Here is a 23,340-nt window from a genome sequence, read left to right as displayed (position 1 = left end):
GGGTCAGTTCCTGATAAAGGTCGGGCGCCAGGCCAGGGCGCAACGTTCGAGGCCGCGCACCAGCCCGTCGATGCCCAGGCCGAGCACGCTGTAGACCAGGAGGCAGATGACGATCACGTCGGTGCGCATGAAGTCCCGCGCGTCGTTGACCAGGTAGCCGATACCGGCGCTGGCGTTGATCTGCTCCACCACCACCAGCCCCAGCCAACTGATGCCGAAGGCATAGCGCAGGCCGACGAAGAACGCCGGCAGAGCCCCGGGCAGGATCACGTGGACGATCAGTTCCCAGCGTTTGAGGCCCAGCAGGGTCGCGGCCTCCACCAGCTTGGGATCGAGGCTGCGAATGCCGGAAAACAGCGTGAGGTAGATAGGAAAGGTAGTGCCCAGGGCGATCAGCGCGATCTTCGGCGTCTCGCCCACGCCGAACCAGAGAATGAACAGCGGCACTATGGCCAGGAACGGCAGGGTGCGCAGCATCTGCATGGGGGAATCGATGGCGAGCTCGCCGCGCCGGGACAACCCGGCCACCAGGGCCAGGAGCGTGCCCAGGCTGACACCGATGGCCAGGCCACTGAGGGCGCGCTTGAGGGACACCCACAGGTGCCCGGCCAGTTCGCCGCTGCCGAGCATCTGCCACAGGGTGCCGCCGATGGTACTGGGAGCGGCGATGATCCGCGCCGGCAACAGCCCGCTGCGCGAGGCCAGTTCCCACACCAGCAGAAGCAGCAACGGGCTGACCAGGCGCAGCAGCAGGTTGCCCAGGAGTTGGTATCCGGGGCGCTCGGCCCAGCGACGGGACGAGGTGAGGGGGGCTGGCGCAGGCATCGCAACATCCTTATTTCAGCGCGTTCGAGCCCCATGCTAACTACATAAAAAACGTCCGTGAAATTCGTTTTGGTTCTAACTTAATATACAAAAATTGCATTCAATGATTGCCAAGACATGCAAATCAATAATCAAAAACAATCCGAAGGAGCCGGCTTTCCGGCGAACAGCCCCCTGCGGTTTGCGCCGGCCTTGAGGGCGCCTTCGCTGGCAAGCCAGCTCCTACGGCGCAGCCTTGCCGACGCGGGCGGCGACCATCTCGCCGAACATGCTCACCGGCTCTTGCAGGTTGCCGAGGAACCGCGGGTGGACCAGCCACAGGTCGATCACCGGCTTGAAGTCGCTGACCGGGACGATCTCCAGCTTGTCCCGATGGCTGCTGTTTTCCAGCAGCGGCAGCGGCACCAGGCCATAGCCCAGGCCATTGGCGATCAACCCCAGTTGCAGCTCGGTGCCGAAGGTTTCCAGGTTGATCTGCAACGACAGCCCCTGTGCGCTCAGCGCCCGTTGCAGGCCGGCACGAAAGCCGCAGCCGTCCGGGTTCAGCACCCAGCCGCGCTGGTAACAGTCGGCCAGTTTGCACGAGCGCTTGCGCACCTCGCCCTTGGCCGCCACCACCACCAGGTTCATGCTGCCCAGGGAACGGCCCACCACCCCTTCGGGGAAGACCTTGCCAGCGGGAAACAGCGCCGCCACCACATCCAGCTCACCGTTCTCGACCTTGCTCAACAGGTGGCTGCCCCAGCCCGTGGCCACCGAGGTCTGCAACTGCGGATACAGCGCCTTCAACTGGCTCAGGGCATCGAGCAGCACCACATCGCCGATGGTCTGCGGCACGCCGATGCGCAGGGCACCACTGGGGGCGCCGTCATTGGCCACCAGTTCATTCAGCGCGTCGATGCTGCGCAGCACTTCCAGGCACTGGCCATAGACCCGCAAGCCCATGCTGGTGGGCTTGAGCGGCTTGGTGTTGCGGTCCAGCAATTCCACCCCCAGGGCTTCCTCGAAATTCTGCACCCGGCGGGTAATGGCTGGCTGGGTCAACTGCAGGGCATCGGCCGCCTGGCTGATGGTCTGGCAGCGGATTACCGCCACGAACGCATTCAGATCATCTATCTTCATTCTTTTTTCGCATAATAAATGACTGGAAAAATGTTCGATAAGAATAATACCTTTTAGCTCGCCCGTGTAGTTCGCGTCATTTGCCTTGTGTCCACGGAGGGAGCCCATGCCCCACAACGCCACGACAGTCGCCATCGAATCAGCCAACTTCGCCCGCCTGCGGGACTTTATCGCCGCTCTGGCCGAGCTGCTGGACAGCCATCCCGATGAAGCCCGGGTGCTGGACCAGGGCGCCGCGCTGCTGCACCAGCTGGTGAGCCAGGACGACTGGCTGCCCGCGGCCTTCGCCCAGCCGGATCCGCAGCGCTACCAGCAGTTCCTGCTGCATGCCGACTCGCGCCAGCGCTTCTCCATCGTCAGTTTCGTCTGGGGCCCTGGGCAGCGCACACCGATCCACGACCACCGGGTCTGGGGCCTGATCGGCATGCTGCGCGGCGCCGAGGACAGCCAGGGGTTCGAACGCCTGGCCGACGGCCGCCTGCAGCCTGCCGGCGCGCCGCTGCGCCTGGTGCCGGGCCAGGTGGAAGCGGTGTCGCCACGCATTGGCGACATCCATCAGGTGAGCAATGCCCATACCGATCGGGTATCCGTCAGCATCCATGTGTATGGCGCCAATATCGGTGCCGTGCAGCGCGCCGTGTACGACCTGGACGGCCAGGAAAAACCCTTTGTCTCCGGCTACTCCAACCATTTGCTGCCTAACCTCTGGGACTTGTCGAAGGAGCCCCTGCAATGACCGATTTCCCGACCCGCAGCCCGGCACAGATCCGCCAGGCCCTGCTCGACCGCCAGGAGCTGGCACTGATCGATGTGCGTGAAGAAGCGCCCTTCGCCGAGGCCCACCCGCTGTTCGCGGCCAACATCGCGCTGTCGAAACTGGAGCTGGAGGTGTATGCGCGCATCCCCCGCCGCGACACCCCGATCACCCTCTACGACCAGGGCGAAGGGCTGGCCCAGCGCGCCGCCACGCGCCTGCGGCAACTGGGCTACAGCGATGTCGCCCTGCTGGCAGGCGGCCTGGAGGGTTGGCGCAGCGCCGGCGGCGAGCTGTTCAAGGACGTCAACGTGCCGAGCAAGGCCTTTGGCGAACTGGTGGAAGCCGAGCGCCACACTCCGTCCCTGGCCGCCGAGGAGCTCCAGGCACTGCTCGACCAGCAGGCCGACCTGGTGGTGCTCGATGCCCGGCGCTTCGACGAATACCAGACCATGAGCATCCCCGGCAGCACCAGCGTGCCCGGGGCCGAACTGGTGCTGCGGGTGCGTGAGCTGGCCCCCGATCCCCGCACCCGGGTGGTGGTCAATTGCGCCGGGCGCACCCGCAGCATCATCGGCACCCAGTCCCTGGTGAATGCCGGCATCCCCAACCCGGTGGCGGCACTGCGCAATGGCACCATCGGCTGGACCCTGGCCGGGCAGAAGCTCGAACACGGTCAGAGCCGGCGCTTCAAGGCCATCAACGAGGCCCAGCGGGCCCCAGCCCAGGACGCCGCTCGGGCCGTGGCCGACCGCGCCGACGTGGCACGCATCGACCTGGCCCAGTGGCGGCGCTGGCAGGCCGACCCCAAGCGCACCAGCTACCTGTTCGATGTGCGCACCCCGGAGGAATTCGCCGCCGGCCACCTGCCCGGCGCCCGCTCCACCCCCGGTGGGCAACTGGTGCAGGAAACCGACCACTTCGCCAGCGTGCGCGGTGCGCGCCTGGTCCTGGTGGACGACGACGGCGTGCGCGCCAACATGAGCGCTTCCTGGCTGGCCCAGATGGGCTGGCAGGTGGCGGTGCTGGACGGCCTGCGCGACAGCGACTTCAGCGTGCGCGGCCCCTGGCAGGCGCCACTGCCGGACACCTCGCCGGCCGAAGAAATCAGCCCCCGCACCCTCGCCACCTGGCTCCAGGAGCCCGGCACCCTGGTACTGGACTTCACCGCCAGCGCCAACTACGTGCAGCGCCACATCCCCGGCGCCTGGTGGGCATTGCCCAGCCAGTTGCAGGAAGCCCTGGCCCAGTTGCCACAGGCGGAGCGCTATGTCCTGACCTGCGGCAGCAGCCTGCTGGCGCGCTTCGTGGTGCCGCAGCTGCAGGCCCTGACCCAGCGTCCGGTGTTCCTCCTCAGCGGTGGCACCGCGGCGTGGATCGAAGCCGGCCTGCCCGTGGAAGAAAGCCGCCAGCAACTGGCTTCACCCCGGATCGACCGCTACCGGCGCCCCTATGAAGGCACCGACAACCCGAAAGAAGCCATGCAGGGCTACCTGGACTGGGAATTCGGCCTGGTGGCGCAGTTGGGCCGGGATGGCACCCACGGCTTCTTCGTCATCTGAACCGCTTCGCTGGCAAGCCAGCTCCTACAGACCCCGCCTCTGCACTGTAGGAGCCGGCTTGCCGGCGAAGAGGCCGCAGGCCTGGCATCGCTCGCAAGGGCACCCTCGCGGGCAAGCCCGCTCCTGCGAGGAGGGGTATTTCGGGCGCGTAGGCGGTGCTGGTGGATCATCAATCGGCCTGGATGGCAAATAGCAATAATTCTCGATATCATTCGCGACCTTGTGCTCACCGCGTCGTCAAGAAGGATATCCATGTCTCGCTCCAAGCCCGACTCTGCGTCGGCGGACTCTGTTCGCGGGTTCTATGCGGACATCCTGCATTTCCTGCGTAAACGCACGGACAACGCCAGCGACGCGGCGGACATGACCCAGGACGTGTTCACCCAATGGCTCGACTACCGTGACCGGGCCCAGGTCGAACAGCCCCGGGCCTTCCTGTTCCAGATGGCACGCAACCTGCTGCGTGATCATTGGCGGCGCCAGCAGGTACGCTCCCGGGCTCATCAGGACGGGCACCACGAGCAAAGCCTGGACAACGAACCCCTGGCCGACGAGCAGCATGAGCCCCTGCCCGCGGCCCAGCGCCTGCAACGCCTGGAACAGTTGAAAGAAGTCCTCGCCCAACTCTCGCCGCGCCGCCGCGAAGCCCTTATGCTGCACCGCTTCGAAGGGCTGAGCCAGACGCAGATCGCCGAGCGCATGGGCATTTCCGTGAGCATGGTGGAAAAACACATCGCCTTTGCCCTGCTGCACTGCAAGCAGCACCTACAACGAGAAAACGGCAAGGAGCAGCCTGAATGACCCGCTTTTCCGGCACCCACAACGACCTCGACAGCGAGCAGATCGACGCCGAGGCCGCCAGCTGGTTCGCCCGCAACCGCAACGACCCGGACCGCGCCACGCGCAAGGCCTTCGATACCTGGGTCAGCGAGCCGGCCCACGCCCGGGCCTATGCCGAGTTCGAAGAACTGTGGGTCGATCTTGCGCAATTGCAGCAACTGAGCCGGCCCATTCCCCTGCCCCGGCGCAAGCCCGCCCCCTGGCGCCCGGCCCTGGCGGCGGCCGCGGCGGTGCTCTGTGCGGTGCTGGCAGTCAACCTGGGCACGCCCCAGGGACCCTACATCCAGCAGGTGGCGGCCCAGGAAAAGGGCGCCCGCGCCTTCAAGCTGCCCGATGGCAGCACCCTGTACGTCAACGCCAACACCCAGGTGAAAGTGGATTTCAGCGCCCAGCAGCGTGATATCTACCTGCAACAGGGCCAGCTGTACCTGGAAGTGGCCGCCGACAAGGAGCGCCCGCTGTGGGTGCACAGCGGCGCGGCCAAAGTGCGGGTGGTGGGCACCGCCTTCGACGTGCGTCGTGGCCAGCGCCAGCTGGTGGTCAGCGTCGCCCACGGCCAGGTGGCCTTCAGCCCGGACGGCAAGCCCGGGGAGTTGACCCTGCTCGGCGCCCGCCAGCAAGCCACCTATGACCTGCACAAAGGCACCCTGCGCCAGCAGACCCTGGACAGCGATGAGGTCGCGGACTGGCGCAGCGGGCACCTGGCCTTTCGCAACCGCGACCTGGCCAGCCTGGTGGATGAGTTGAACCTGTATCGGCGCCAGCCGGTGCAACTGGCCGAGGGTTCGCTGGGGGCCTACAAGGTCTCGGGCAACCTCGATGTCAACGACCCCGACGCCCTGATCAAGGCACTGCCCGTGCTGATTCCGGTAAAAGCCGTACCCCTGGCCGACGGCCAGCTGAGGCTCGAGGCTCGTTGATCCAACTCATATGAGAATATTTTGCATTCGCATATGAGGTTTTTTTTCACTGCCGCGTCTTCCTCCCGTCTGCGATCTGTACGCAGCGCTTTTTTTGGCCTTTAAGCCGCTCTGGGGGAAGTCATGTTTCGCGCGCTCTTGCCTGTTCCGTTAGTCCGTACCCGCCCTACCCTGCTCGCCGCCTGCCTGGCATTCAGCCTGCAGGCCTACGCCGGGCCGCTGCATTTCCAGTTGCCGGCGCAGCCTCTGGCCGCGTCCCTGAGCCAGATCGCCCAGCAGGCGAAGATCCAGCTGCTGTTCGATGAGCAACTGCTGCGCAACGCCAAGGCGCCGGCCCTGCAGGGTGACTACAGCCCGGAAGAGGCGATTCGCACCTTGCTGCAGGACGGTCGGTTCAACCTGGTGAAGGTCGACAACACCTACATCGTGCGCCCTGCCGACACCAACCTGAGCAGTGGTTCGGCCCTGCAACTGGGGGCCATGAGCGTGATCGGCAACGGCACCGAAGTGGACTCCTCGAGTGTCGGCCGCTCGACCCTGAACCAGGCGGAAATCGATCGCCACCAGGCCACCAACGTGGTCAGCCTGATCGACACCCTGCCCGGCGTGAGCCTGGGCGGCTCGCTCAAACCCGGCGGCCAGACCATCAACATCTGGGGCCTGGGGGATGCCGAAGACGTACCGATGAGCGTTGATGGCGCCACCAAGAGCGGCTTCGAACGCTACCAGCAGGGTTCGGTGTTCATCGAGCCGGAGCTGATCAAGCGCATCGAAGTGGAAAAAGGCCCGCACTCCCCCGAGACCGGCAACGGTGGTTTCGGCGGCACCGTGCACATGGAGACCAAGGACGCCCCGGACCTGCTGCAGGAAGGTCGCAACGCCGGCGCCATGGTCAAGTACGGCTACAGCAGCAACAGCCATGAACAGGCCTACACCGGCGCGGTGTACGGCCGTACCGATGATCACCGCTTCGATGCCCTGGCCTACTGGACCAAGCGCGACGGCGACGACATGAAGATCGCCAGCGCCCAGCCCGACCCCCGCAACGCCTACCCGATCAACCCCAAGCGCCTGCCCAATACCGCCCAGGACATGGAAGGCGAGCTGTTCAAGCTGAACATGCAACTGACCGACGAACATCGCCTGGGCTTCAGCTACATGCGCTCCAACAGCGACATCTGGGCGCCCTTCTCGGCCAAGAGCTACCCGACGCCACCGAGCCAGAGCGACATCAACAAGTACGGTTATGACGGCGCCACCCGCCGCTTCCTGGCCCAGCGCAATACCATCGACACCACCTGGATCGCCAAGTACCAGTACACCCCCGTGGACAATCCATGGATCGACTTCGAGGCCAAGTACTCCGATTCCACCACCGACCAGACCGACGAACGCGGGCCGAACGCCTTCTTCCAGCCGGCCTCCGGTGGCCGCAAGATCACCGTGGGCTATGACGACAAGATCCTGGCCCTGAAAAACACCAGCCGCTTCAGCACCGGCCCGCTGGAACACGCGCTGACCAATGGCATCCAGATCCGCAAGCACACTCGCGAAGTGGACATGTGGATGCCGGGCAAGACCTATGAAGTGCCCAAGTACAACTACGGCCACTACCAGCCTGGCTTCATGCCCCACGGCAAGGTCGACAACAATGCCTTCTACATCCAGGACGCCATCACCCTGGGGAATTTCACCCTGACCCCGTCCCTGCGCTACGACCATGTGCGCAACCGCGGCGAGAAGAACGACGCACCGTTCTACAACAGCCCCGACCCGGTGGCGGGCCACGATTACGGCGACAAGACCTACACCGGCTGGTCGCCTCGGCTGTCGGCGTTCTGGACAGTGACCCCGCAATTCGCCCTGTTCGCCGACTACAGCAAGACCTGGCGCGCGCCGGTGATCGACGAGCAGTACGAGGTCCAGTCGGCTGCCTCCACCCGTTCCGCCACCAGCCGAGACCTCGACCCGGAACGCATCACCGCGTTGCGCGCCGGTAACATCACCAGCTTCTCCGACGTGTTCACCCAGGCCGACCGCGTACAGGTGCGTACCACGCTGTTCCACAACACCATCAAAGACGAAATCATGAAGAACCTCGGGATCGGCTGCCCCGAGCAACTCAGCAGCGGCAAGAGCATCGGCCAGGTGTGCAACCAGCCGACCATAGGCGTCTACCGCAATATCGGCGACCTGACCATCAAGGGCTTCGAGGTGGAAAGCTTCTACGACTCGACCTACCTGTTCGGCTCGCTGTCCTACTCGTGGATTACCGGTAAGCATGAAGGCGCCTACACCAACCCCTGGGGGCCGAACGTCTGGGCCCGGGACATTCCGCCACGCAAGTGGGTGGCCAGCCTGGGGGTGAAGATTCCACAGTGGGATGCGCAAGTGGGCTGGCAGGGCCAGTGGGTGCGCCAGACTGACCGGGTACCCAGCGACATCTATGCCGGCGGCCCGGCCAGCGCCCTGGGCGACGCCTACTGGGACCAGTACAAGAACGACCGCTACAACGTGCACGGCCTGTTCGCCAACTGGAAACCCCAGCAGCCTTACCTCAAGGGCACCGAAGTCAACTTCACTCTGGACAACATGTTCAACCGTGACTATCGCCCACCACTGAGCGGCGATAACGCATCCAGCCTGGGGCGCAACGCCAAGATCAGCGTGACCCGCTTCTTCTGACGGCAACTGGCTGCGGTGCATCGGACGCACCGCAACAGGCCAGCCGTTGGCCATCACGGATGTATTGCAAACCGTTAGCCAAGCCCTGCCGCCCGCACCTGCCGGGCTAAGATCGACTCCCCTCTGAAAACCGCTGAAATGCCTTTGGGCACTTTCAGTCAACTTCCCATTGATTCCGTACGACACTTGTCGTACAAACCAAAAGACGTCATGGACAGAGGCTTCAGGAAGGTCAGGCGGGACCTGATCAATGCCTTACAAAGCGGCCACTATCTGCATGCCGCGCGCGGCTCGATCGAGGTCAAGAACCTGCTGGCCACCGGCGAGATCTCGACCAGTCAACTGATCGAGGTCATCAATGCCTGCAAGGGCCAGGACCACAGTTGCAGCGCCCACCACAGCGTCCCGGGCATCGCGGTCCACGTGCTGAAAAAGGCCGGCTGGTACATCAAGTTCTACTTTATCGAGCCAGATGCGTGGTTCATCAGCGTTCACCGATGAGGGCAACCCATGAAACTCTTTCTGCAAGGCGACCGGGGCAAGGCGCTCTGCGAGCATTGCCAACAGGTCGTCGGCATTACCTACCTGCGGCGCGACGTCCCTTTCAGCGACGGCCATGGCCTGGCCCGGGACATCCTGGTGGGGGTTTGCGACCTCTGCGCCACGGTGGTGGCCATCCCGCCCCAGTCCACACCGGCGATCAAGGAAGCGCGCAAGCAGTCATTGACCTCCATCGAGGCGCGGCTGCCAGCGGTCTACCTCGATGTACTGGATGCGGCGATGCACTGCGTGGCCCCGGATGCCGGAGTGCAGATGCGCAAACTGTTCCTCGGCTACTACTTCAGCGCCCCCGCCGCGTCTTCCCTGGAGCAAGTGCAAAGCGGCTTCGTCGCGTACCTGGCCGAGCAGGCCGAGGCCCGCCAGTTGCCTGCCGTGCATGCCATGAAACGCCTGTCGCTGAAGGTCAACCACTATGTGGCCGAGGATCTTGCACGCCTGCTGCAAACCACCCGGATGACCCAGACCGAGCTGCTGAAAGCGCTGATCGCGCAGATGCGCCTGGATGTGCTCGAAGGCGGCAACCCCGCGGTGATCGCCGACCTGCGCCAGCTGGCGCGCCTGGGGCTTTGACCTTCAGCCTTTGCCCCGGCCCGCGACCCGCCCCGCCCGCAGGAAATCCCCCCAGCGCCGCACCAGGTAGTTGTGCTCGTCCATCACCGAGTTCCACACGGCGATATGCCCCATGCGCTGCTGGTAGGAACCGCCATCGCGGGTCTCGCCGATATCGATCAGCGGTTCGCCGTCGCTGCCCGGCAACTCTTCCCGGGCCGGTTTGCCGGCGTACCAGTAATCCCACTCGGCGCTGCTCAGGTGATCGCGGGTACGCGCCGGGTTGCCGATGTAGTAGCCCTGGCGTGCCATCACCGCACCGGGCCAGCCCGACAGCCACCAGTTGAGGTAGGCATAGGCTGCATCCAGCACCGCGCCCTTGGCGTGGCGCGACAACGACAGCCCGCCGAACCAGGCGCGGTAGCCTTCCTTCGGCACTGCCAGGCGGTATTTGACCCCCGCCCGGTGCAGGCGCATCAGCGTCGGCGACCACAGGCTCTGGATATCGATGCGCGGGCTGAGCATCAGTTGCGCGGCCTCTTCATCGTCCGACCAGAACGCCGCGAAGTGCCCTTCACGCTGCTTGCGCACCAGGATCCCTGCCAGCCGGTCGATCTCTTCGATGCTCAGGTTGCCGATGTCCTTGAAGGATTCCAGGCCACAGCCCTGCACCGCCAGGGCGGCGTCCAGGGCACCGATCGCCGCATCGCTCTGCAAGGCAATGCGCCCGCTCCAGGCCGGCTCCAGCAGCCAGCCCCAGCTTTCGTTGGCGCTGGAAAAACCCGCCGGCAGGCGCTCCGGGCGGTAGGCGAAACTGTCGGCGTTGTGGGTCAGCGGCAGCATGCTGATGCGCTCGCTGGCCGTGCTGCCCAGGCTACCGTCGTGCTGCACATAGAGCCGTTCGCTGGGCACGCTGCCACTGCCCAGGCGATCGTCCGGCGACAGGCGCCCACGCTTGGGCAGATCGTTGATCTCGTGCCACAGGGCAATGCGCCGGGTATCGATGGGCTGGATCGCCTGGGCCGGCCAGACAAAATCGACGTTGTGAAACCACTGGTCATAGAGGTCGTAGCTGTCCGGCTGCATCACCGCGATGCGCTGGGCCTGCTCCACATCGTGTACCTGATACACCAGGCGGATGCCCAGGTCCTGCTCGGCACGCACCCGCAGGGATTCGAGCAGGGTCACCGAGGTGCCCAGCACCCGCAGGGTGACTGGTTGCGTCGCCGCCATCAGGCACCCTCCCCGGCGGCCGGGGCGAAACTGCGGGCGAACACCTCGAAGGAGCGACGTAGTTGTTCGGGCTCCAGCCCGCGCAGGATAAACACCAGCCGCGAGCGATGGTCGGCACTGGGCCAACGGGGCAGATGCACGGGTGCGTGCAGGCAATGCTGCACGCCATGGATGACGATGGGGGCCTGGTTGGCGTTGATGTTGAGCAATCCTTTCACCCGCAGAATTCGTTCGCCGTGGCATCTTAGCAGCATCGACAACCAGACCCCGAAGCCCACCCAATCCAGGGCTTGCTCGAACTCCAGGCTGCACACTTGCGCCGCGCCATGCTGTGGCGCAGCCGCTTTGAGTGGCCCCTGCAACTGCCAGCGCGCCACTTCCCGCTCTGCCGTCGCACCGCGCAGCCCCTCCCCCAGCAACAGCTGATCGCCACTCTGGATCGCCTGGGTCAGCAACAGGGGCGCCCCGGGATTGAGCCGCTGCAAATGCTCGCGCAATGCCGCCTGGGTTGCTTCGTCGACACAATCGGTCTTGCTCAGCAGCAAGCGATCCGCGGCCGCCACCTGGGCCAGCCACTCCGGGTGCAGGCGCTCCTGCAACGCCGCGTGGCTGGCGTCCACCAGGGTCACCAGCAGGCCGATGTGCACCCGCCCGCGCAATTGCGGATCGTTGTTCACCGTGGCCAGGATCGGCGCCGGGTCGGCCAGCCCGGTGGTTTCCAGCAGCACCCGGCGAAAGGCCGGAACCTCGCCCCGGCTACGCCGCGCCAGGAGCGCCAGCAGCGCCTCTTTCAGTTCGCCGCGAACCGAACAGCAGACACAGCCGCTGGGCAGCAGCACCGTGTCCGGCGCCACCTCCTGCACCAGCAAATGATCGATGCCGATATCGCCGAACTCGTTGATCAGCAGCGCCGTGTCCCCCAGGCTCTGGTCCTGCAACAGGCGGTTGAGCAAGGTGGTCTTGCCACTGCCGAGAAACCCGGTGATGACGTTAAGGGGCATGCTCATGGCTGTTGCTCCAGGTGCTTGAGGATCACAGGGTCGAGAGGATCGAGGGGCCGGCCGAGCATGGATTCGGCCAGGCTCCACAGCTGCTCCAGGCCGCTGGCCAGTTCCTGGCGGCCGGTAGCCCCCAGCAGCAGATAGGCCGAGCCCTGGAAGTCTTCGACCTTGAGCCGCAACGGCACCAGTACCCGGTTGATCGCGGCGATTCTGCGCAAGCGTTCGCGACGCCGGGGCAGTTCATCCCCCAGCGGATCGCTCCAGTGCACGTCTTCGCCCAGCAGCCCGCATAACCCGCACATGTTCAGCCCTCCTTCATGGCATGACGTCCCCGGAGTTCGGGCCCAGGGTCTGGCCGACGAACAGGTTGCCCCCCGGCTCGCTGGCCAGCAGCACTGCGGTGGGCGCCACTTCATCGGCCAGGCCGAAGCGCCCCAGGGGCAGCTCGGCGGCCTTGGCGGTTTTCCAGGCGCTGCTGATGCCAGACACCAGCGGCGTCTCGATCGGCCCCGGGGCGATGGCGTTGACCAGCACATTGTCCATGGCCACTTCCAGGGCCAGGGACTTGGTGAAGCCGATGACCCCGGCCTTGGCCGCGGCGTAGTGGGTCAGCTCGGCGCCGCCCTTGATTCCCAGCTGCGAGGCGACATTGATGATCCGCCCCCAACGCTGCGCCAGCATATGGGGCAAGGCCCGCTGGCTGGCGACGAAGACGCTGGTGAGATCGACCCGCAGCATGTCGTTCCACATCTCGATGGACAGATCGACGCAGCGCGCCTGGGTCAGCATGCCGGCGTTGTTCACCAGGATATCGATACCGCCAAAATGCTCGACACAGGCATCGACTCCGGCCTGGGCCCCTTCGACACTGCCGACATCGGCCACGCATTCGACGACTTCAGCGCCCAGCTCGCGGCAGGCTTGGGCGCTCTCGGCCAGGCGCGCGGGGTCGCGGTCAGCCAGCAGCAGGCGTGCTCCCGCCACCGCGTAGGCCCGGGCGATAGCGGCGCCGATACCGCTGCCGGCGCCGGTGATCACGGCGCGGCGGTTGTGCAGGTGTTGCATGGGACTTTCTCCTTCAAGGGTGTGCGGTTCGCTGGCCAGCCAGCTCCTACGGAGGCGGTGAGCCGCCTGCACGAGCCGGCTGGCTGGCGAAGGGGTTCAATCCGGCCAGCGCACCGTCAGGCCGCCATCGATGACGATGCTTTGCCCGGTGAGGTAGCTGGACTCCTCGCTGGTGAGAAAGCGCACCAGGGACGCCACTTCATCGGCCCGCCCGACCCGGCCCAGGGGGATGGCGCGGGCCGCCTTGGCCAGGCCTTCCGGGCCCAGGGAGTTCTGGCTGTCCAGCGACTGCGGGGTCTCGATCAACCCCGGGATCACCGCGTTGCAGCGAATGCCCCTGGCCGCCAGTTCCACCGCCAGCGAGCGGCACAACCCCGGCACCCCGGCCTTGGCCGCTGCATAGTGAGCGTGGTCCTGCCAGCCGTAGACGCCACCGGCAATCGACGAAATCGCCACCAGGGCACCGCCCTCACCCATGTGTTTGACCGCCGCGCGGAAGGTGCGCATGACCCCGGTCAGGTCCACATCGAGCATGGCGTTCCAGGCCGCGTCGGTCATGTCTAGCAAGGGTGCGCGGCGCAACAGGCCGGCATTGGCCACGGCGTAATCGAGGCGGCCAAAGTGCGCCACGGCCTGCTCGGCCAAGGCGTCCACCGAGGCGCTGTCGGTCACGTCCAGGGGCAGCATCAGGCAGTGCCCGCCCGCCTCGGCCACGAGGTCGCGGGTGGCTTGCGGGTCATGGGGGTCGGCGGGGAAATACCCGCCCACCACCGCCACACCGGCCCGTGCATAGGCCACGGCCAGGGCCTGGCCGATGCCGCTGGCGGCACCGGTGATCACGGCGACTTTTTGAGTCATGGATAACTTTCCTTATTGAACGGATTCAGGACGCACATGGCGCGCGGCGAACATCAGCGCACCGGAGAGGAAACAAGGCAGCGCGCCGAAATACAGCGCCGAGGTCTGCCAGTCGCCACCGGCGGACAGCACCTGGGTGGCGCCGAAACCCGCCACCACCGCGCCGATCGGCCCCATGGCGTGGATGATCGCGCCGCCGGTGGCGCGGATGCTGGTAGGGAAGCTTTCGCTGATGAAGAACAGCGCCGCCGAGTACGGGCCGATCAGGAAGAACAGGCCCAGGCTGTAGAGACCCACCACCATCGGCATGTTGCTCGGGCCGTAGAGCATGCCGGCGAACGACAGGCCGCCGAGCATCCAGCCCAGGCCGATGACATTGCGCCGGCCGATCTTGTCGCCCATCCAGCCGTGGCTCAGGTAGCCGCAGTAGCCCACCAGGTTGGAGAGCACCAGGATGATCAGCGAGTTCTCGAAGGAGATGTGGTGCACGCTGACGATCACCGACGTGCCGAGCACGCTGAACACCTGGATCGCCGCCCAGTTGAGCAGGATCGCCGCGCCGATCACCAGGGTCGCGCGCCGCGCCGGGCCACGAAAGGCCGCAGCCAGGCCGGCCTTGCTGTGCTCGTCATAGTCCACGCCATAGGTCAGCGCCACCGCCTGGGCCTCGCTCACCGAACCACTTTTGCGCAGCTGGCTGATGCGCTGGTGGATCTGGAACTGCGGGCTCTCCTTGAGCTTGCGCGCCATCACCGCAATGACGATGGCCGGGATCGCAGCGAAGATGAAGCAGCCTTGCCAGCCGATGATCGGCAGCAGCACCGCGGTCAACCCGGCGGCGATCAGCGCCCCCACCGGCCAGCCACCCTGCACCAGGCTGTAGATGAAGCCCCGGCGCTTGGCCAGTTGCGGGTCGTCGGATGCCGCGTACAACTCGCTGAGGTAGGTGGCGTTCACCGTTTCCTCGGCATAGCCCAGGCCGCCCAGGGAGCGGATCAGGATCAGCGGCGACTTGCCCCAGGCGCCGCCGATGGCGGTCAGCGCCGAGCAGATGGCCGAGCCGCTGACGGTGAAAATGATGCCCATGCGCCGGCCCAGCTTGTCCACCAGCGGCCCGATGGCCAGGGCCACCACCGCGGTGCCCACCGCCACCCAGGTGGCGATCTCGGCCTGCTCGACCTCGCCCCAGCCGAAGTGCCGGCCGATCTCCGGCAGCAGGGTGCCAAACAGAATGAAGTCGTACACCGCAAACACCCAGGCGAAGAAGGCGATCCAGGTGGCGAAGCGCACTTGGGCCGGGGTCAACTGCTGGGGTTTCCAGCCAGTCAGGTCGAGCTTGTTATAGATAGACATCAGTCACGCCTCGATGAAGTGGCCGGGGTCAGCGGTTGCGCGGGTGGCGGCGGATAAAGTCGTCGGCGATCTCGTCGAAGGTGACGAAGCGCACGCCGGCATGGCTCTGGATGTGTTCGATCAGGCGTTCGAGCATCAACAGCACTTGCGGGCGGCCGGAGACGTCGGGGTGGATGGTCATGGTGAACACCGCGTGCTCATGCTCGCGGTAGACCCAGTCGAACTGGTCGCGCCACATTTCCTCCAGGTGCCGCGGGTTGACGAAACCGTGGCTGTTGGGCGCCTTCTTGATGAACATCATCGGCGGCAGGTCGTCCAGGTACCAGTTGGCCGGGATCTCCACCAGGTCGGTTTCCTGGCCCCGCACCAAAGGTTTCATCCAGGTGTCGGGGTGCTGGCTGTAGTCGATCTTGGTCCAGCTGTCGCCGACCCGCACGTAATAGGGATGGAAGTCGTTGTGCATCAGGCTGTGGTCGTACTTGATGCCCTTTTTCAGCAGCAGCTCATTGGTCACCTTGCTGAATTCCCACCAGGGCGCAACGTAGCCGGTGGGGCGCTTGCCGGTGACCCGGGTGATCAGCTCGATGGATTTGTCGAGGACGATCTCTTCCTGTTCCGGGGTCATGGCGATGGGGTTTTCGTGGCTGTAGCCGTGCACGCCGATCTCGTGGCCGGCCTCGGCAACCGCCTTCATCTGCTCGGGAAAGGTCTCCATGGAGTGGCCGGGAATGAACCAGGTGGTGCGCAGGCCATAACGCTCGAACAGCTTGAGCAGGCGCGGCGCGCCGACCTCGCCGGCGAACAGGCCGCGGGAGATGTCGTCCGGCGAATCCTCGCCGCCGTAGGAACCGAGCCAGCCGGCCACCGCGTCCACATCGACACCAAATGCACAGAGAATTTCTTTAGCCATGAGCGGCCTCCAGTGATTGCTTGTGGTTGAAAAAAATCGTCGGAGCTAGCGCGGCAACGCCGCCTCCAGCGCCAGGGCCGCATCCAGCAGTTGCCGGTCATGGCCCTGGGGCAGGCTCAGCAACAGCCCGGTGGGCAAGCCCTGGGCATCGCGGCCGCTGGGCAGGGCCACGCCGGGCATGTCGAGGAAACTGCCGGGCATGGTCAGGCGCAGGGTCGCCAGGTTGGTCCGGGCAAAGAGCTCTTCGTCCTGCTCCAGGGGCGCCAGGGGCGGCGCCACATGGGCCACGGTGGGGGTAATCAGCACCGCGCCGTCCAGTTCGTCCTGCACCTGTTGCTGCAACTGGCGCCGCGCCTGGTACAGCCGCAGCAACTGGCTGGCGGGCATCTGCCGGGCGCTTTCCAGGCGCCGTCGCACCCGCGGATCGAGCTGTTCGGCGTACTCGCTGTCGAGCAACGGCTGGTGCAGGGCGAAGGCTTCGGCGGCGCCGAGCCAGCCTTGTTCCTGGATCAGTTGCAGGGTGGCTTGCAGGCTGTGCAGCGGCCGTTGCTCCACCAGCGCCCCGGCCTGTTGCAGGCTTTCGATGACCACCAGCAGATTGGCCCGCACGGCGGCCTGGGTACGGCTGTCGTCAAGCACTTGCGAATCGACCCAGAAGCGTTGCCCGGCCAGGCTGCGGGGCGACGGCAATTGCCGGGGGTCGCCACCGCGCAACAGCCCGTCGATCAGCCAGGCATCGCGCACGCTGCGGGTCAGCGGCCCGAGGCTGTCGAGGCTTTCGGCCAGGGGAAACACCCCCTCGCGGTCATAGCGCAGGGAGGTGGCGCGGTAGCCCACCAGGCCATTGAAGGCTGCGGGAATGCGGATCGAACCGGCAGTGTCGGTGCCCATGGCGATCGGCACGATACCGGCCGCCACCGCCACCGCGGAACCTGCCGAGGAACCACCGGGAATCCGTGGCTGGGCATCACTGTGGGGGTTGATCGGAGTGCCGAAGTGCGGGTTCAGGCCGAGCCCGGAATAGGCGAACTCACTGAGGTTGGTCTTGCCCAGGCTGACCAGCCCGGCCCGGCACAGCTGCCGTACGCTGGGCGCATCCACCTTGGCCGGCGGCGCCTCGCGACGCACCTGGGCGGCGGCGGTGGTGATACTGCCGGCCAGGTCGAACAGGTCCTTCCAGGCCAGGGGCACGCCATCCAGCAGGCTCAGCGGCTGGCCGGCCCGCCAGCGGGCAGCCGCCGCCTCGGCCTCGCGCCGGGCCCGGGCCGGGCACAGGGAAATGAACACATGGGGCGTTGCCTCGGCCAACGCCAGGGCCTGCTCCAGAACCTGGACCGGATCGGTGCGGCCCGAGGCAAAGGCTTGCGCCATGGCCGTGGCGTCATTCAGCGAATCAGGGGGCATGGATCACTCCGCAAAAATCTAAAAATGTACTAAATATTAAAATGTACATTTTATACAGAGCAGATTCCGTGCCAGCTCAAAACGCAGGGAGCACCGCGTGCTTTCGGAAAATCCCCCAGATTCGCCTGTAATAGCGAGCCAGATTGGGCTACTGACAGAGATCGCGCGACGACCGACGGAGAAAATCCTCGCCCAAGGGTCTGCCATTGAAATAATGTATCTTTTATTAAAAAGTACATTTTGGTGCAGAAAGGTAACAACCCACCCAGGGCGGCCCCAGGACGGGGCAACCAAACGTGGCACTCAGTGACACTTGGCAACTGTGAGAGAATCCCCGGCCACCGCGGCCCGGCAACGGGCTCGTCACCCACCGGCAACAGCCCCTAGAGGAACCGATGAAAGCAGTGTCAGCAGAGGACCCGCGCACCGCATCGCGCTACGCCATGATCCGTCAGGTCTTGCGCGACGCCATCCTCCAGGGCACCGCCCTGCAGGGCCTGGTGCTGCTGGAAGCGCCCCTGGCGGAACTGTTCGGCACCAGCCGAGTGCCGGTGCGCAAGGCCCTCGATCTGTTGCACGGCGAAGGGCTGATCAGCCGTTTTGACGGCCGCGGCTACCTGATCAACCCCCAGGGCCTGGAGATCGAACCGCTGCGCCTGCCCCTGAGCCATGCCCACCTGGGGCTGGCCAGCGACGAAGAACTGGTGGACACCCGGCCCCTGGGGGAACGGATCTACGAAGAACTGGGCAGTGCCCTCTCCACCTGCATCGCCTTCGGTCACTTTCGCCTCGACGAACAGGCCGCAGCCGAGCACTACGGCGTCAGCCGCGCGGTGGTCCGCGAAGCACTGATGCGCCTGCGCGATCGCGGCCTGGTGGAAAAGGAACCCTACTCCCAATGGCTGGCCGGACCGCTGACCGCCCGGGAAGTCACCGAAGACTACGAACTGCGCGCCTGCCTGGAACCCGAAGCCCTGCGCCAGAGCGCGCCGGGCCTGGGCCGCGAACGCCTGGAACAGATGCTGGAACGGGTGACCCAGGCGCAACAGGCCGAGCACTGTGGGCTGGAGGCCCTGGAACGCCTGGAAGAAGACCTGCACCAGCAATGCCTGGGCGGCTTGCAGAACCGCAAGATGGCGGCGCTGATCCGTCAGGCCCAGAGCCCGATGATCATCAACCGGATCTTCTACCGCCTGCTGGGCATCGGCGCCGACCCGGCGATGCTCGCCGAGCACCGACTGATCCTCGAACTGCTGCTGCACGGTGCCTACGACGCTGCGGCCCTGAACCTCAGAGAACACCTGCAACGCGCCCGCCAGCGCATGTTGCAACGCCTCAAAGTGCTGTCGGTGCTCCCGGAACCGGAACTACCCGGCTTCCTCAGCAAAATCAGCTGAGCCCCGTAGCCGCTGCCGAGCCCGCGAGGCTGCGCAAAGGTCCGCAGGACCTTGCCTGGCGATCGCCTGCCAAACCTCCGGCGGCCCTCAGAACCCCGCGTCCCTGCGGGCCTTTCGCAGCCTGCGGCAGCGGCTACAGTGCGTTGCGCTTTACCAGGCTGAGGTCGGGGACGGTGCTGCGGCGCTGGCTCAGGTAGCGGGTGCAACTGACCCGCAGGAAGGAGGCGAAATTCACCACTTCGCCACGGTAATCCATGACCTCTTCATACAGCTTGGCGATCAGCTGGTTGGTGGTCATGCCGTCCACTTCGGCGATCTCGCTGAGGATGTCCCAGAACTGGTTTTCCAGGCGCAAGGTCGTGACCACGCCACAGATGCGCAACGAGCGAGAACGGGATTCGTAGAGAATCGGGTCGGCTTTGACGTACAGCTCGCACATGGCGTGGCCCTCGCTTACAGGGTGATTTTGGTGCCCAGCAGGCCCAGGAAACCGGCCAGCCAACTGGGATGCGCCGGCCAGGCCGGGGCGGTGGCCAGATTGCCTTGAACGTGGCCCTGCGTCACCGGGATATCGATATAGGTGCCCCCCGCCAGCCGAACTTCCGGGGCGCAGGCCGGGTAGGCGCTGCATTCGCGGCCTTCGAGGATGCCGGCCGCCGCCAGCAGTTGCGCGCCGTGGCACACCGCGGCAATCGGCTTGCCAGCCTGGTCGAATTCCCTGACCAGTTGCAGGACCTTTTCGTTCAGGCGCAGGTATTCCGGGGCACGGCCACCGGGGATCAGCAGGGCGTCGTAATCGCTGGACTTCACTTGGGCGAAATCGAAGTTCAGGGCAAACAGATGGCCCGGCTTTTCGCTGTAGGTCTGGTCGCCCTCGAAGTCGTGGATCGCCGTGCGCACGGTCTGCCCGGCGCTCTTGTCGGGACACACCGCATGCACGTTGTGACCGACCATCAGCAGGGCCTGGAACGGCACCATCACTTCGTAGTCTTCGACGTAATCGCCAACCAGCATGAGAATCTTTTTCGCGGCCATGGAGTGGACTCCTTTCAGTGAAAGACGGGGGCGCAAGGAGTATTCAAGGTAGCCCCAATCCACCGGCCCGGGTAATAACCCGGTACTACAGCGACAACTGTACGGACAACTCTGCACCCAGCTGTAGCACCAGGATCGCGCGGCTTTATGGCTAGATGCAGGCACCTGTGTCCCTGTACGAATTCTGGTAGCCATCATGTCCTCGCGCGAAAACACCGGCATGGCCCTCGGCCTGCTGGGTGTCATCATTTTCAGCCTGACCCTGCCCTTCACCCGGATAGTGGTGGAGCAGATGCACCCCTTGCTCAACGGCCTGGGCCGCGCGCTGTTCGCGGCGATCCCGGCGGCCTTGCTGCTGCTCTGGCGCCGGGAAAGATGGCCGACCTGGAAACAGGTCAAGGGCCTGAGCGTGGTGATTCTCGGGGTGATCCTCGGCTTTCCAGTGCTTTCGGCCTGGGCCATGCAGACCCTGCCCGCGTCCCACGGCGCGCTGGTCAATGGCCTGCAACCGCTGTGCGTGGCGCTGTATGCGGCGTGGCTGTCCCACGAGCGGCCGTCGAAGGCCTTCTGGGCTTGCGCCGCCCTGGGCAGTGCGCTGGTGCTGGGTTATGCGCTGCTCAGTGGCGCGGGCAGCATCCAGGCCGGTGATGTGCTGATGCTCGGGGCGATTGCCGTGGGCGGCCTGGGTTATGCCGAAGGGGGCCGGCTGGCGCGGGAGATGGGTGGCTGGCAGGTGATCTGCTGGGCTCTGGTGCTGTCCACGCCGCTGCTGATCGGACCGGTGTGGTACCTGGCGGCGCAGCACCAGGGGGCGATTTCCATGAGGACCTGGTGGGCCTTCGGCTACGTTGCGCTGTTCTCGCAGTTCCTGGGTTTTTTCGCCTGGTATGCCGGGCTGGCCATGGGCGGAATTGCTCGGGTGAGCCAGATCCAGCTACTGCAGATCTTCTTCACCATCGCCTTTTCCGCCCTGTTCTTCGATGAACAGGTGCAGCCCATTACCTGGGTGTTCGCGGTGGGCGTGATCCTTACCGTGGTCCTGGGGCGCAAGACCGCGGTGCGCCCGGCCACACCGCTGCCCACGCCGCCGGCCAGCCCTCAGCCGAGGTAACCGTCGGCCTTGAGCAGGGTTTCCAGGCAATGTTCGCTGATCTGGTAGAAGGCCTTGAGCTCTTCGATCCTGGCCAGCAACTGGCTGGGATCCTGCGGTTCGGCACGCTTGACCGCCAGAATCATCTTGTTCTTGTTGGTGTGCTCCAGGGAGATGAATTCAAAGACCTTGGTTTCATAACCGCAGGCTTCGAGGAACAGCGCCCGCAGGCTGTCGGTGACCATTTCCGCTTGCTGCCCCAGGTGCAGGCCGTATTGCAGCATCGGCTTGAGCAGCAGCGGGCTCTGGATCTGCTGGCGGATCTGCTTGTGGCAGCACGGCGAGCACATGATGATCGCCGCGCCGGAGCGGATACCGGTGTGGATCGCGTAGTCGGTGGCGATGTCGCAGGCGTGCAGGGCGATCATCACTTCCAGCTGGCTGGGGGCCACGCTGCGCACGTCACCGCACTTGAACACCAGGCCCGGGTGCTCCAGGCGCTGCGCGGCGGCGTTGCACAGGGTCACCATGTCTTCACGCAACTCGACGCCGGTGACTTCGCCCTCGGCCTTGAGGGTATTGCGCAGGTAGTCGTGGATGGCGAAGGTCAGGTAGCCCTTGCCGGAGCCGAAGTCCGCCACCCGCACCGGCTGGTCGAGCTTGATCGGCGAGCTGCCCAGGGCGTGGCTGAAGACCTCGATGAACTTGTTGATCTGCTTCCACTTGCGTGACATCGCCGGAATCAGCTCATGCTGCTTGTTGGTCACCCCCAGGTCGGCGAGAAACGGCCGGCTGAGGTCGAGGAAGCGGTTCTTCTCCCGGTTGTGCTCGGCGGACGGCGCATCGCGCTGGGTTTGCGGCTTGCCCTTGAACAGCGAACTCTTGCCCTTCTTGCTGTATTCGAGCTGTACCTCGTCGGTGAGGGTCAGCAGGTGGGCGTTCTTGAACGCAGCCGGCAGCAGCTCGGCGATGGCGGCGATGCCTTCGTCCAGGGAGAAGTTCTTGGTGATGTCCCGGGTCTTGTAGCGATAAACGAAGGACAGGCACGGCTGCTCCTTGACCGTCAGTTGCTTGATGATCAGGCGTTGCAGGTCCGCCTCCGGGCCCACGTGCTTGGCCAGTACCAGCTTGATAAAGGCGTTCTGCGTGAGGCTGGTGTCGAGCAGTTGCAGGAACTGGGCGTGATGATCCGGCGCGGGGCGGGCGGAAGGTGCGGTAACAGACATGGGGGCGGGAGCCTCGGGCGATGCGCGGTGTCGATCAGGGAATGGCGGGTATTTTAGGGAGCAAGCCCCGCCGGGGCACGAAGTTATTCACCCGACGGTAAAAAATCCTCGCCCGAGGGCGGTGCAAGGCTCAAGGAGCTGTTCGCCGGCGAGCCGGCTCCTACAAGAACAACACCGGTATCGCACCGCTGTAGGAGCTGGCTTGCCAGCGAAGGCGTCCCCAAGGGCGGTGCAAGGCTCACGGGCCTCTTCGCCGGCAAGCCGGCTCCTACACAGGTAGCACGCCATAGTCCCCAGCTGGGTGGGTCAGTTGAGCACCACCAGGCGGTTGGGCAATTCGTTGCGTACCTGGGTCAGGGGCACATGGGTCTTGAGCAACTCGCCGCTGGCTTCAATGCAATCAAGGAAGCCCTGCAGGGTCTGGCCTTGCCGGACCTGCTGGGTAAAGGCCTGGACAATCGCGTTCCAGTGCTTGTTGTCCAGGCGCCTGGAAATGCCTTCGTCCACCAGGATCTCCACATAGCGCTCGGCTTCGCTGACAAAGATCAGCACCCCGGTGCCGCCCACGGTGTGGTGCAGGTTCTGTTCGAGGAACTGGCGCCGGGCCAGGTTGGAAGCGCGCCAGTGACGCACCGATCGCGGAATCAGCCGGGTGGTGACCCGCGGCAGGCGGAACACCAGGCACAAGACGATAAAGGTCGCCCACTGCGCCAGCAGCAACAGGTGCATGTTCAGCCAGCCGGTGGCGTAATGCACCAGCCCCGGCACCACCAGCGCCAGCAGGCTGGCCCAGAGCAGCGGGATATAGGCGTAGTCGTCGGCCCGGGCGGCCAGCACCGTCACCAGTTCGGCGTCGGTCTGCTGTTCCACCCGGGCGATGGCTTCGGCCACCTGCCGTTGTTCGAATTCACTGAGTAATGCCATGTCGTTGGATTTCCGCTTTTTATTGT

At 65.3% G+C, this 23,340-nt stretch carries 23 protein-coding genes; 9 read left to right on the top strand and 14 right to left on the bottom strand.

Translation table 11 applies throughout. From position 1 onward, the window contains the following. Window positions 1-3: 3 nt before the first annotated feature. Together PFLCHA0_RS07055 and PFLCHA0_RS07050 are read right to left on the bottom strand one after the other, a co-directional pair. On the bottom strand, window positions 4-825 hold the full coding sequence (locus PFLCHA0_RS07055) for an ABC transporter permease (RefSeq protein ID WP_015634466.1): 822 nt from the start codon (window positions 823-825) through the stop codon (window positions 4-6). A 222-nt stretch (window positions 826-1,047) separates the two neighbouring features. Next, complete coding sequence (locus tag PFLCHA0_RS07050; protein WP_011059718.1) at window positions 1,048-1,947, bottom strand: LysR family transcriptional regulator; 900 nt, start codon at window positions 1,945-1,947, stop codon at window positions 1,048-1,050. 106 nt (window positions 1,948-2,053) lie between these two features. On the opposite strand from PFLCHA0_RS07050, the gene PFLCHA0_RS07045 reads away from it, so the two are divergent. The 7 genes from PFLCHA0_RS07045 (at window position 2,054) to PFLCHA0_RS07015 (ending at window position 9,839) form a co-directional block, all read left to right on the top strand. Beyond that, entirely contained in the window at window positions 2,054-2,683 is a 630-nt protein-coding gene (locus tag PFLCHA0_RS07045) for a cysteine dioxygenase family protein (protein WP_015634464.1), read from the top strand. After that, window positions 2,680-4,263, top strand: coding sequence for a rhodanese-related sulfurtransferase (locus PFLCHA0_RS07040; RefSeq protein ID WP_015634463.1), 1,584 nt, complete (start codon window positions 2,680-2,682; stop codon window positions 4,261-4,263). Before PFLCHA0_RS07045 ends, PFLCHA0_RS07040 begins: the two co-directional genes overlap by 4 nt. A gap of 252 nt (window positions 4,264-4,515) precedes the next feature. Further along, complete coding sequence (locus tag PFLCHA0_RS07035; protein ID WP_011059715.1) at window positions 4,516-5,064, top strand: RNA polymerase sigma factor; 549 nt, start codon at window positions 4,516-4,518, stop codon at window positions 5,062-5,064. After that, window positions 5,061-6,023 (top strand): FecR family protein, encoded by a 963-nt coding sequence (locus tag PFLCHA0_RS07030; protein WP_015634462.1) that lies wholly within the window; start codon window positions 5,061-5,063, stop codon window positions 6,021-6,023. Before PFLCHA0_RS07035 ends, PFLCHA0_RS07030 begins: the two co-directional genes overlap by 4 nt. Window positions 6,024-6,146: 123 nt before the next feature. Beyond that, window positions 6,147-8,708 carry a TonB-dependent receptor gene (locus tag PFLCHA0_RS07025; protein WP_015634461.1) on the top strand — a complete coding sequence of 854 codons (2,562 nt, stop codon included), beginning with the start codon at window positions 6,147-6,149 and terminating at the stop codon, window positions 8,706-8,708. Window positions 8,709-8,918: 210 nt separating this feature from the next. Beyond that, window positions 8,919-9,209 (top strand): hypothetical protein, encoded by a 291-nt coding sequence (locus PFLCHA0_RS07020; protein ID WP_225368733.1) that lies wholly within the window; start codon window positions 8,919-8,921, stop codon window positions 9,207-9,209. A gap of 9 nt (window positions 9,210-9,218) precedes the next feature. Further along, window positions 9,219-9,839, top strand: a complete 621-nt coding sequence (locus PFLCHA0_RS07015; RefSeq protein ID WP_015634459.1) for a hypothetical protein — start codon at window positions 9,219-9,221, stop codon at window positions 9,837-9,839. Between the two features lie 3 nt (window positions 9,840-9,842). Here the strand turns inward: PFLCHA0_RS07015 and PFLCHA0_RS07010 are convergent, their stop codons facing one another. The 8 genes from PFLCHA0_RS07010 to PFLCHA0_RS06975 all read right to left on the bottom strand — a co-directional run bounded on the left by PFLCHA0_RS07010 (window position 9,843) and on the right by PFLCHA0_RS06975 (window position 17,642). Continuing rightward, window positions 9,843-11,051: an ABC transporter substrate-binding protein gene (locus PFLCHA0_RS07010; RefSeq protein WP_011059710.1), complete on the bottom strand. Its 1,209-nt coding sequence runs from the start codon at window positions 11,049-11,051 to the stop codon at window positions 9,843-9,845. Beyond that, complete coding sequence (locus tag PFLCHA0_RS07005) at window positions 11,051-12,058, bottom strand: CobW family GTP-binding protein (protein ID WP_015634458.1); 1,008 nt, start codon at window positions 12,056-12,058, stop codon at window positions 11,051-11,053. Before PFLCHA0_RS07005 ends, PFLCHA0_RS07010 begins: the two co-directional genes overlap by 1 nt. Further along, complete coding sequence (locus PFLCHA0_RS07000) at window positions 12,055-12,354, bottom strand: hypothetical protein (RefSeq protein ID WP_011059708.1); 300 nt, start codon at window positions 12,352-12,354, stop codon at window positions 12,055-12,057. Before PFLCHA0_RS07000 ends, PFLCHA0_RS07005 begins: the two co-directional genes overlap by 4 nt. Before the next feature lie 13 nt (window positions 12,355-12,367). Then, window positions 12,368-13,117, bottom strand: a complete 750-nt coding sequence (locus tag PFLCHA0_RS06995) for an SDR family NAD(P)-dependent oxidoreductase (RefSeq protein WP_015634457.1) — start codon at window positions 13,115-13,117, stop codon at window positions 12,368-12,370. Window positions 13,118-13,213: 96 nt separating this feature from the next. Continuing rightward, a complete protein-coding gene (locus tag PFLCHA0_RS06990) occupies window positions 13,214-13,975 on the bottom strand; it encodes an SDR family NAD(P)-dependent oxidoreductase (RefSeq protein ID WP_015634456.1) in 762 nt (253 codons plus the stop codon). Window positions 13,976-13,987: 12 nt separating this feature from the next. Further along, on the bottom strand, window positions 13,988-15,328 hold the full coding sequence (locus PFLCHA0_RS06985) for an MFS transporter (protein ID WP_011059705.1): 1,341 nt from the start codon (window positions 15,326-15,328) through the stop codon (window positions 13,988-13,990). Window positions 15,329-15,356: 28 nt separating this feature from the next. Continuing rightward, window positions 15,357-16,238, bottom strand: coding sequence for a polysaccharide deacetylase family protein (locus PFLCHA0_RS06980; protein WP_011059704.1), 882 nt, complete (start codon window positions 16,236-16,238; stop codon window positions 15,357-15,359). Between the two features lie 45 nt (window positions 16,239-16,283). Then, window positions 16,284-17,642 (bottom strand): amidase, encoded by a 1,359-nt coding sequence (locus PFLCHA0_RS06975; protein WP_015634455.1) that lies wholly within the window; start codon window positions 17,640-17,642, stop codon window positions 16,284-16,286. Window positions 17,643-18,037: 395 nt separating this feature from the next. On the opposite strand from PFLCHA0_RS06975, the gene PFLCHA0_RS06970 reads away from it, so the two are divergent. After that, window positions 18,038-19,039, top strand: coding sequence for a GntR family transcriptional regulator (locus tag PFLCHA0_RS06970; RefSeq protein WP_011059702.1), 1,002 nt, complete (start codon window positions 18,038-18,040; stop codon window positions 19,037-19,039). A 133-nt stretch (window positions 19,040-19,172) separates the two neighbouring features. Here PFLCHA0_RS06970 and PFLCHA0_RS06965 read toward each other — a convergent pair whose 3' ends face one another. Continuing rightward, a complete protein-coding gene (locus tag PFLCHA0_RS06965) occupies window positions 19,173-19,478 on the bottom strand; it encodes a ribbon-helix-helix domain-containing protein (protein ID WP_011059701.1) in 306 nt (101 codons plus the stop codon). Between the two features lie 14 nt (window positions 19,479-19,492). After that, complete coding sequence (locus PFLCHA0_RS06960) at window positions 19,493-20,074, bottom strand: DJ-1/PfpI family protein (RefSeq protein ID WP_011059700.1); 582 nt, start codon at window positions 20,072-20,074, stop codon at window positions 19,493-19,495. A 196-nt stretch (window positions 20,075-20,270) separates the two neighbouring features. On the opposite strand from PFLCHA0_RS06960, the gene PFLCHA0_RS06955 reads away from it, so the two are divergent. Continuing rightward, the gene (locus tag PFLCHA0_RS06955) at window positions 20,271-21,185 is read left to right on the top strand and encodes a DMT family transporter (protein ID WP_041751995.1); all 915 of its coding nucleotides are present in this window, start codon (window positions 20,271-20,273) and stop codon (window positions 21,183-21,185) included. Here PFLCHA0_RS06955 and PFLCHA0_RS06950 read toward each other — a convergent pair. Beyond that, window positions 21,173-22,390 carry a class I SAM-dependent methyltransferase gene (locus tag PFLCHA0_RS06950; protein ID WP_015634453.1) on the bottom strand — a complete coding sequence of 406 codons (1,218 nt, stop codon included), beginning with the start codon at window positions 22,388-22,390 and terminating at the stop codon, window positions 21,173-21,175. The two genes, PFLCHA0_RS06955 and PFLCHA0_RS06950, sit on opposite strands and share 13 nt — an antisense overlap. Before the next feature lie 306 nt (window positions 22,391-22,696). Next, window positions 22,697-23,314 (bottom strand): TPM domain-containing protein, encoded by a 618-nt coding sequence (locus PFLCHA0_RS06945; protein WP_011059697.1) that lies wholly within the window; start codon window positions 23,312-23,314, stop codon window positions 22,697-22,699. Between the last annotated feature and the right edge of the window lie 26 nt (window positions 23,315-23,340).

The organism is Pseudomonas protegens CHA0 (assembly GCF_000397205.1).
Lineage (GTDB): Bacteria > Pseudomonadota > Gammaproteobacteria > Pseudomonadales > Pseudomonadaceae > Aquipseudomonas > Aquipseudomonas protegens.
This window is presented reverse-complemented; position numbering and strand designations above follow the sequence as displayed.

What these genes read in the sequence shown, in the direction of transcription:
- PFLCHA0_RS07055 (WP_015634466.1), bottom strand. Translation starts at nt 825, where the DNA reads ATGCCTGCGCCAGCCCCCCTCACCTCGTCCCGTCGCTGGGCCGAGCGC.
- PFLCHA0_RS07050 (WP_011059718.1), bottom strand. Translation starts at nt 1,947, where the DNA reads ATGAAGATAGATGATCTGAATGCGTTCGTGGCGGTAATCCGCTGCCAG.
- PFLCHA0_RS07045 (WP_015634464.1), top strand. Translation starts at nt 2,054, where the DNA reads ATGCCCCACAACGCCACGACAGTCGCCATCGAATCAGCCAACTTCGCC.
- PFLCHA0_RS07040 (WP_015634463.1), top strand. Translation starts at nt 2,680, where the DNA reads ATGACCGATTTCCCGACCCGCAGCCCGGCACAGATCCGCCAGGCCCTG.
- PFLCHA0_RS07035 (WP_011059715.1), top strand. Translation starts at nt 4,516, where the DNA reads ATGTCTCGCTCCAAGCCCGACTCTGCGTCGGCGGACTCTGTTCGCGGG.
- PFLCHA0_RS07030 (WP_015634462.1), top strand. Translation starts at nt 5,061, where the DNA reads ATGACCCGCTTTTCCGGCACCCACAACGACCTCGACAGCGAGCAGATC.
- PFLCHA0_RS07025 (WP_015634461.1), top strand. Translation starts at nt 6,147, where the DNA reads ATGTTTCGCGCGCTCTTGCCTGTTCCGTTAGTCCGTACCCGCCCTACC.
- PFLCHA0_RS07020 (WP_225368733.1), top strand. Translation starts at nt 8,919, where the DNA reads ATGGACAGAGGCTTCAGGAAGGTCAGGCGGGACCTGATCAATGCCTTA.
- PFLCHA0_RS07015 (WP_015634459.1), top strand. Translation starts at nt 9,219, where the DNA reads ATGAAACTCTTTCTGCAAGGCGACCGGGGCAAGGCGCTCTGCGAGCAT.
- PFLCHA0_RS07010 (WP_011059710.1), bottom strand. Translation starts at nt 11,051, where the DNA reads ATGGCGGCGACGCAACCAGTCACCCTGCGGGTGCTGGGCACCTCGGTG.
- PFLCHA0_RS07005 (WP_015634458.1), bottom strand. Translation starts at nt 12,058, where the DNA reads ATGAGCATGCCCCTTAACGTCATCACCGGGTTTCTCGGCAGTGGCAAG.
- PFLCHA0_RS07000 (WP_011059708.1), bottom strand. Translation starts at nt 12,354, where the DNA reads ATGTGCGGGTTATGCGGGCTGCTGGGCGAAGACGTGCACTGGAGCGAT.
- PFLCHA0_RS06995 (WP_015634457.1), bottom strand. Translation starts at nt 13,117, where the DNA reads ATGCAACACCTGCACAACCGCCGCGCCGTGATCACCGGCGCCGGCAGC.
- PFLCHA0_RS06990 (WP_015634456.1), bottom strand. Translation starts at nt 13,975, where the DNA reads ATGACTCAAAAAGTCGCCGTGATCACCGGTGCCGCCAGCGGCATCGGC.
- PFLCHA0_RS06985 (WP_011059705.1), bottom strand. Translation starts at nt 15,328, where the DNA reads ATGTCTATCTATAACAAGCTCGACCTGACTGGCTGGAAACCCCAGCAG.
- PFLCHA0_RS06980 (WP_011059704.1), bottom strand. Translation starts at nt 16,238, where the DNA reads ATGGCTAAAGAAATTCTCTGTGCATTTGGTGTCGATGTGGACGCGGTG.
- PFLCHA0_RS06975 (WP_015634455.1), bottom strand. Translation starts at nt 17,642, where the DNA reads ATGCCCCCTGATTCGCTGAATGACGCCACGGCCATGGCGCAAGCCTTT.
- PFLCHA0_RS06970 (WP_011059702.1), top strand. Translation starts at nt 18,038, where the DNA reads ATGAAAGCAGTGTCAGCAGAGGACCCGCGCACCGCATCGCGCTACGCC.
- PFLCHA0_RS06965 (WP_011059701.1), bottom strand. Translation starts at nt 19,478, where the DNA reads ATGTGCGAGCTGTACGTCAAAGCCGACCCGATTCTCTACGAATCCCGT.
- PFLCHA0_RS06960 (WP_011059700.1), bottom strand. Translation starts at nt 20,074, where the DNA reads ATGGCCGCGAAAAAGATTCTCATGCTGGTTGGCGATTACGTCGAAGAC.
- PFLCHA0_RS06955 (WP_041751995.1), top strand. Translation starts at nt 20,271, where the DNA reads ATGTCCTCGCGCGAAAACACCGGCATGGCCCTCGGCCTGCTGGGTGTC.
- PFLCHA0_RS06950 (WP_015634453.1), bottom strand. Translation starts at nt 22,390, where the DNA reads ATGTCTGTTACCGCACCTTCCGCCCGCCCCGCGCCGGATCATCACGCC.
- PFLCHA0_RS06945 (WP_011059697.1), bottom strand. Translation starts at nt 23,314, where the DNA reads ATGGCATTACTCAGTGAATTCGAACAACGGCAGGTGGCCGAAGCCATC.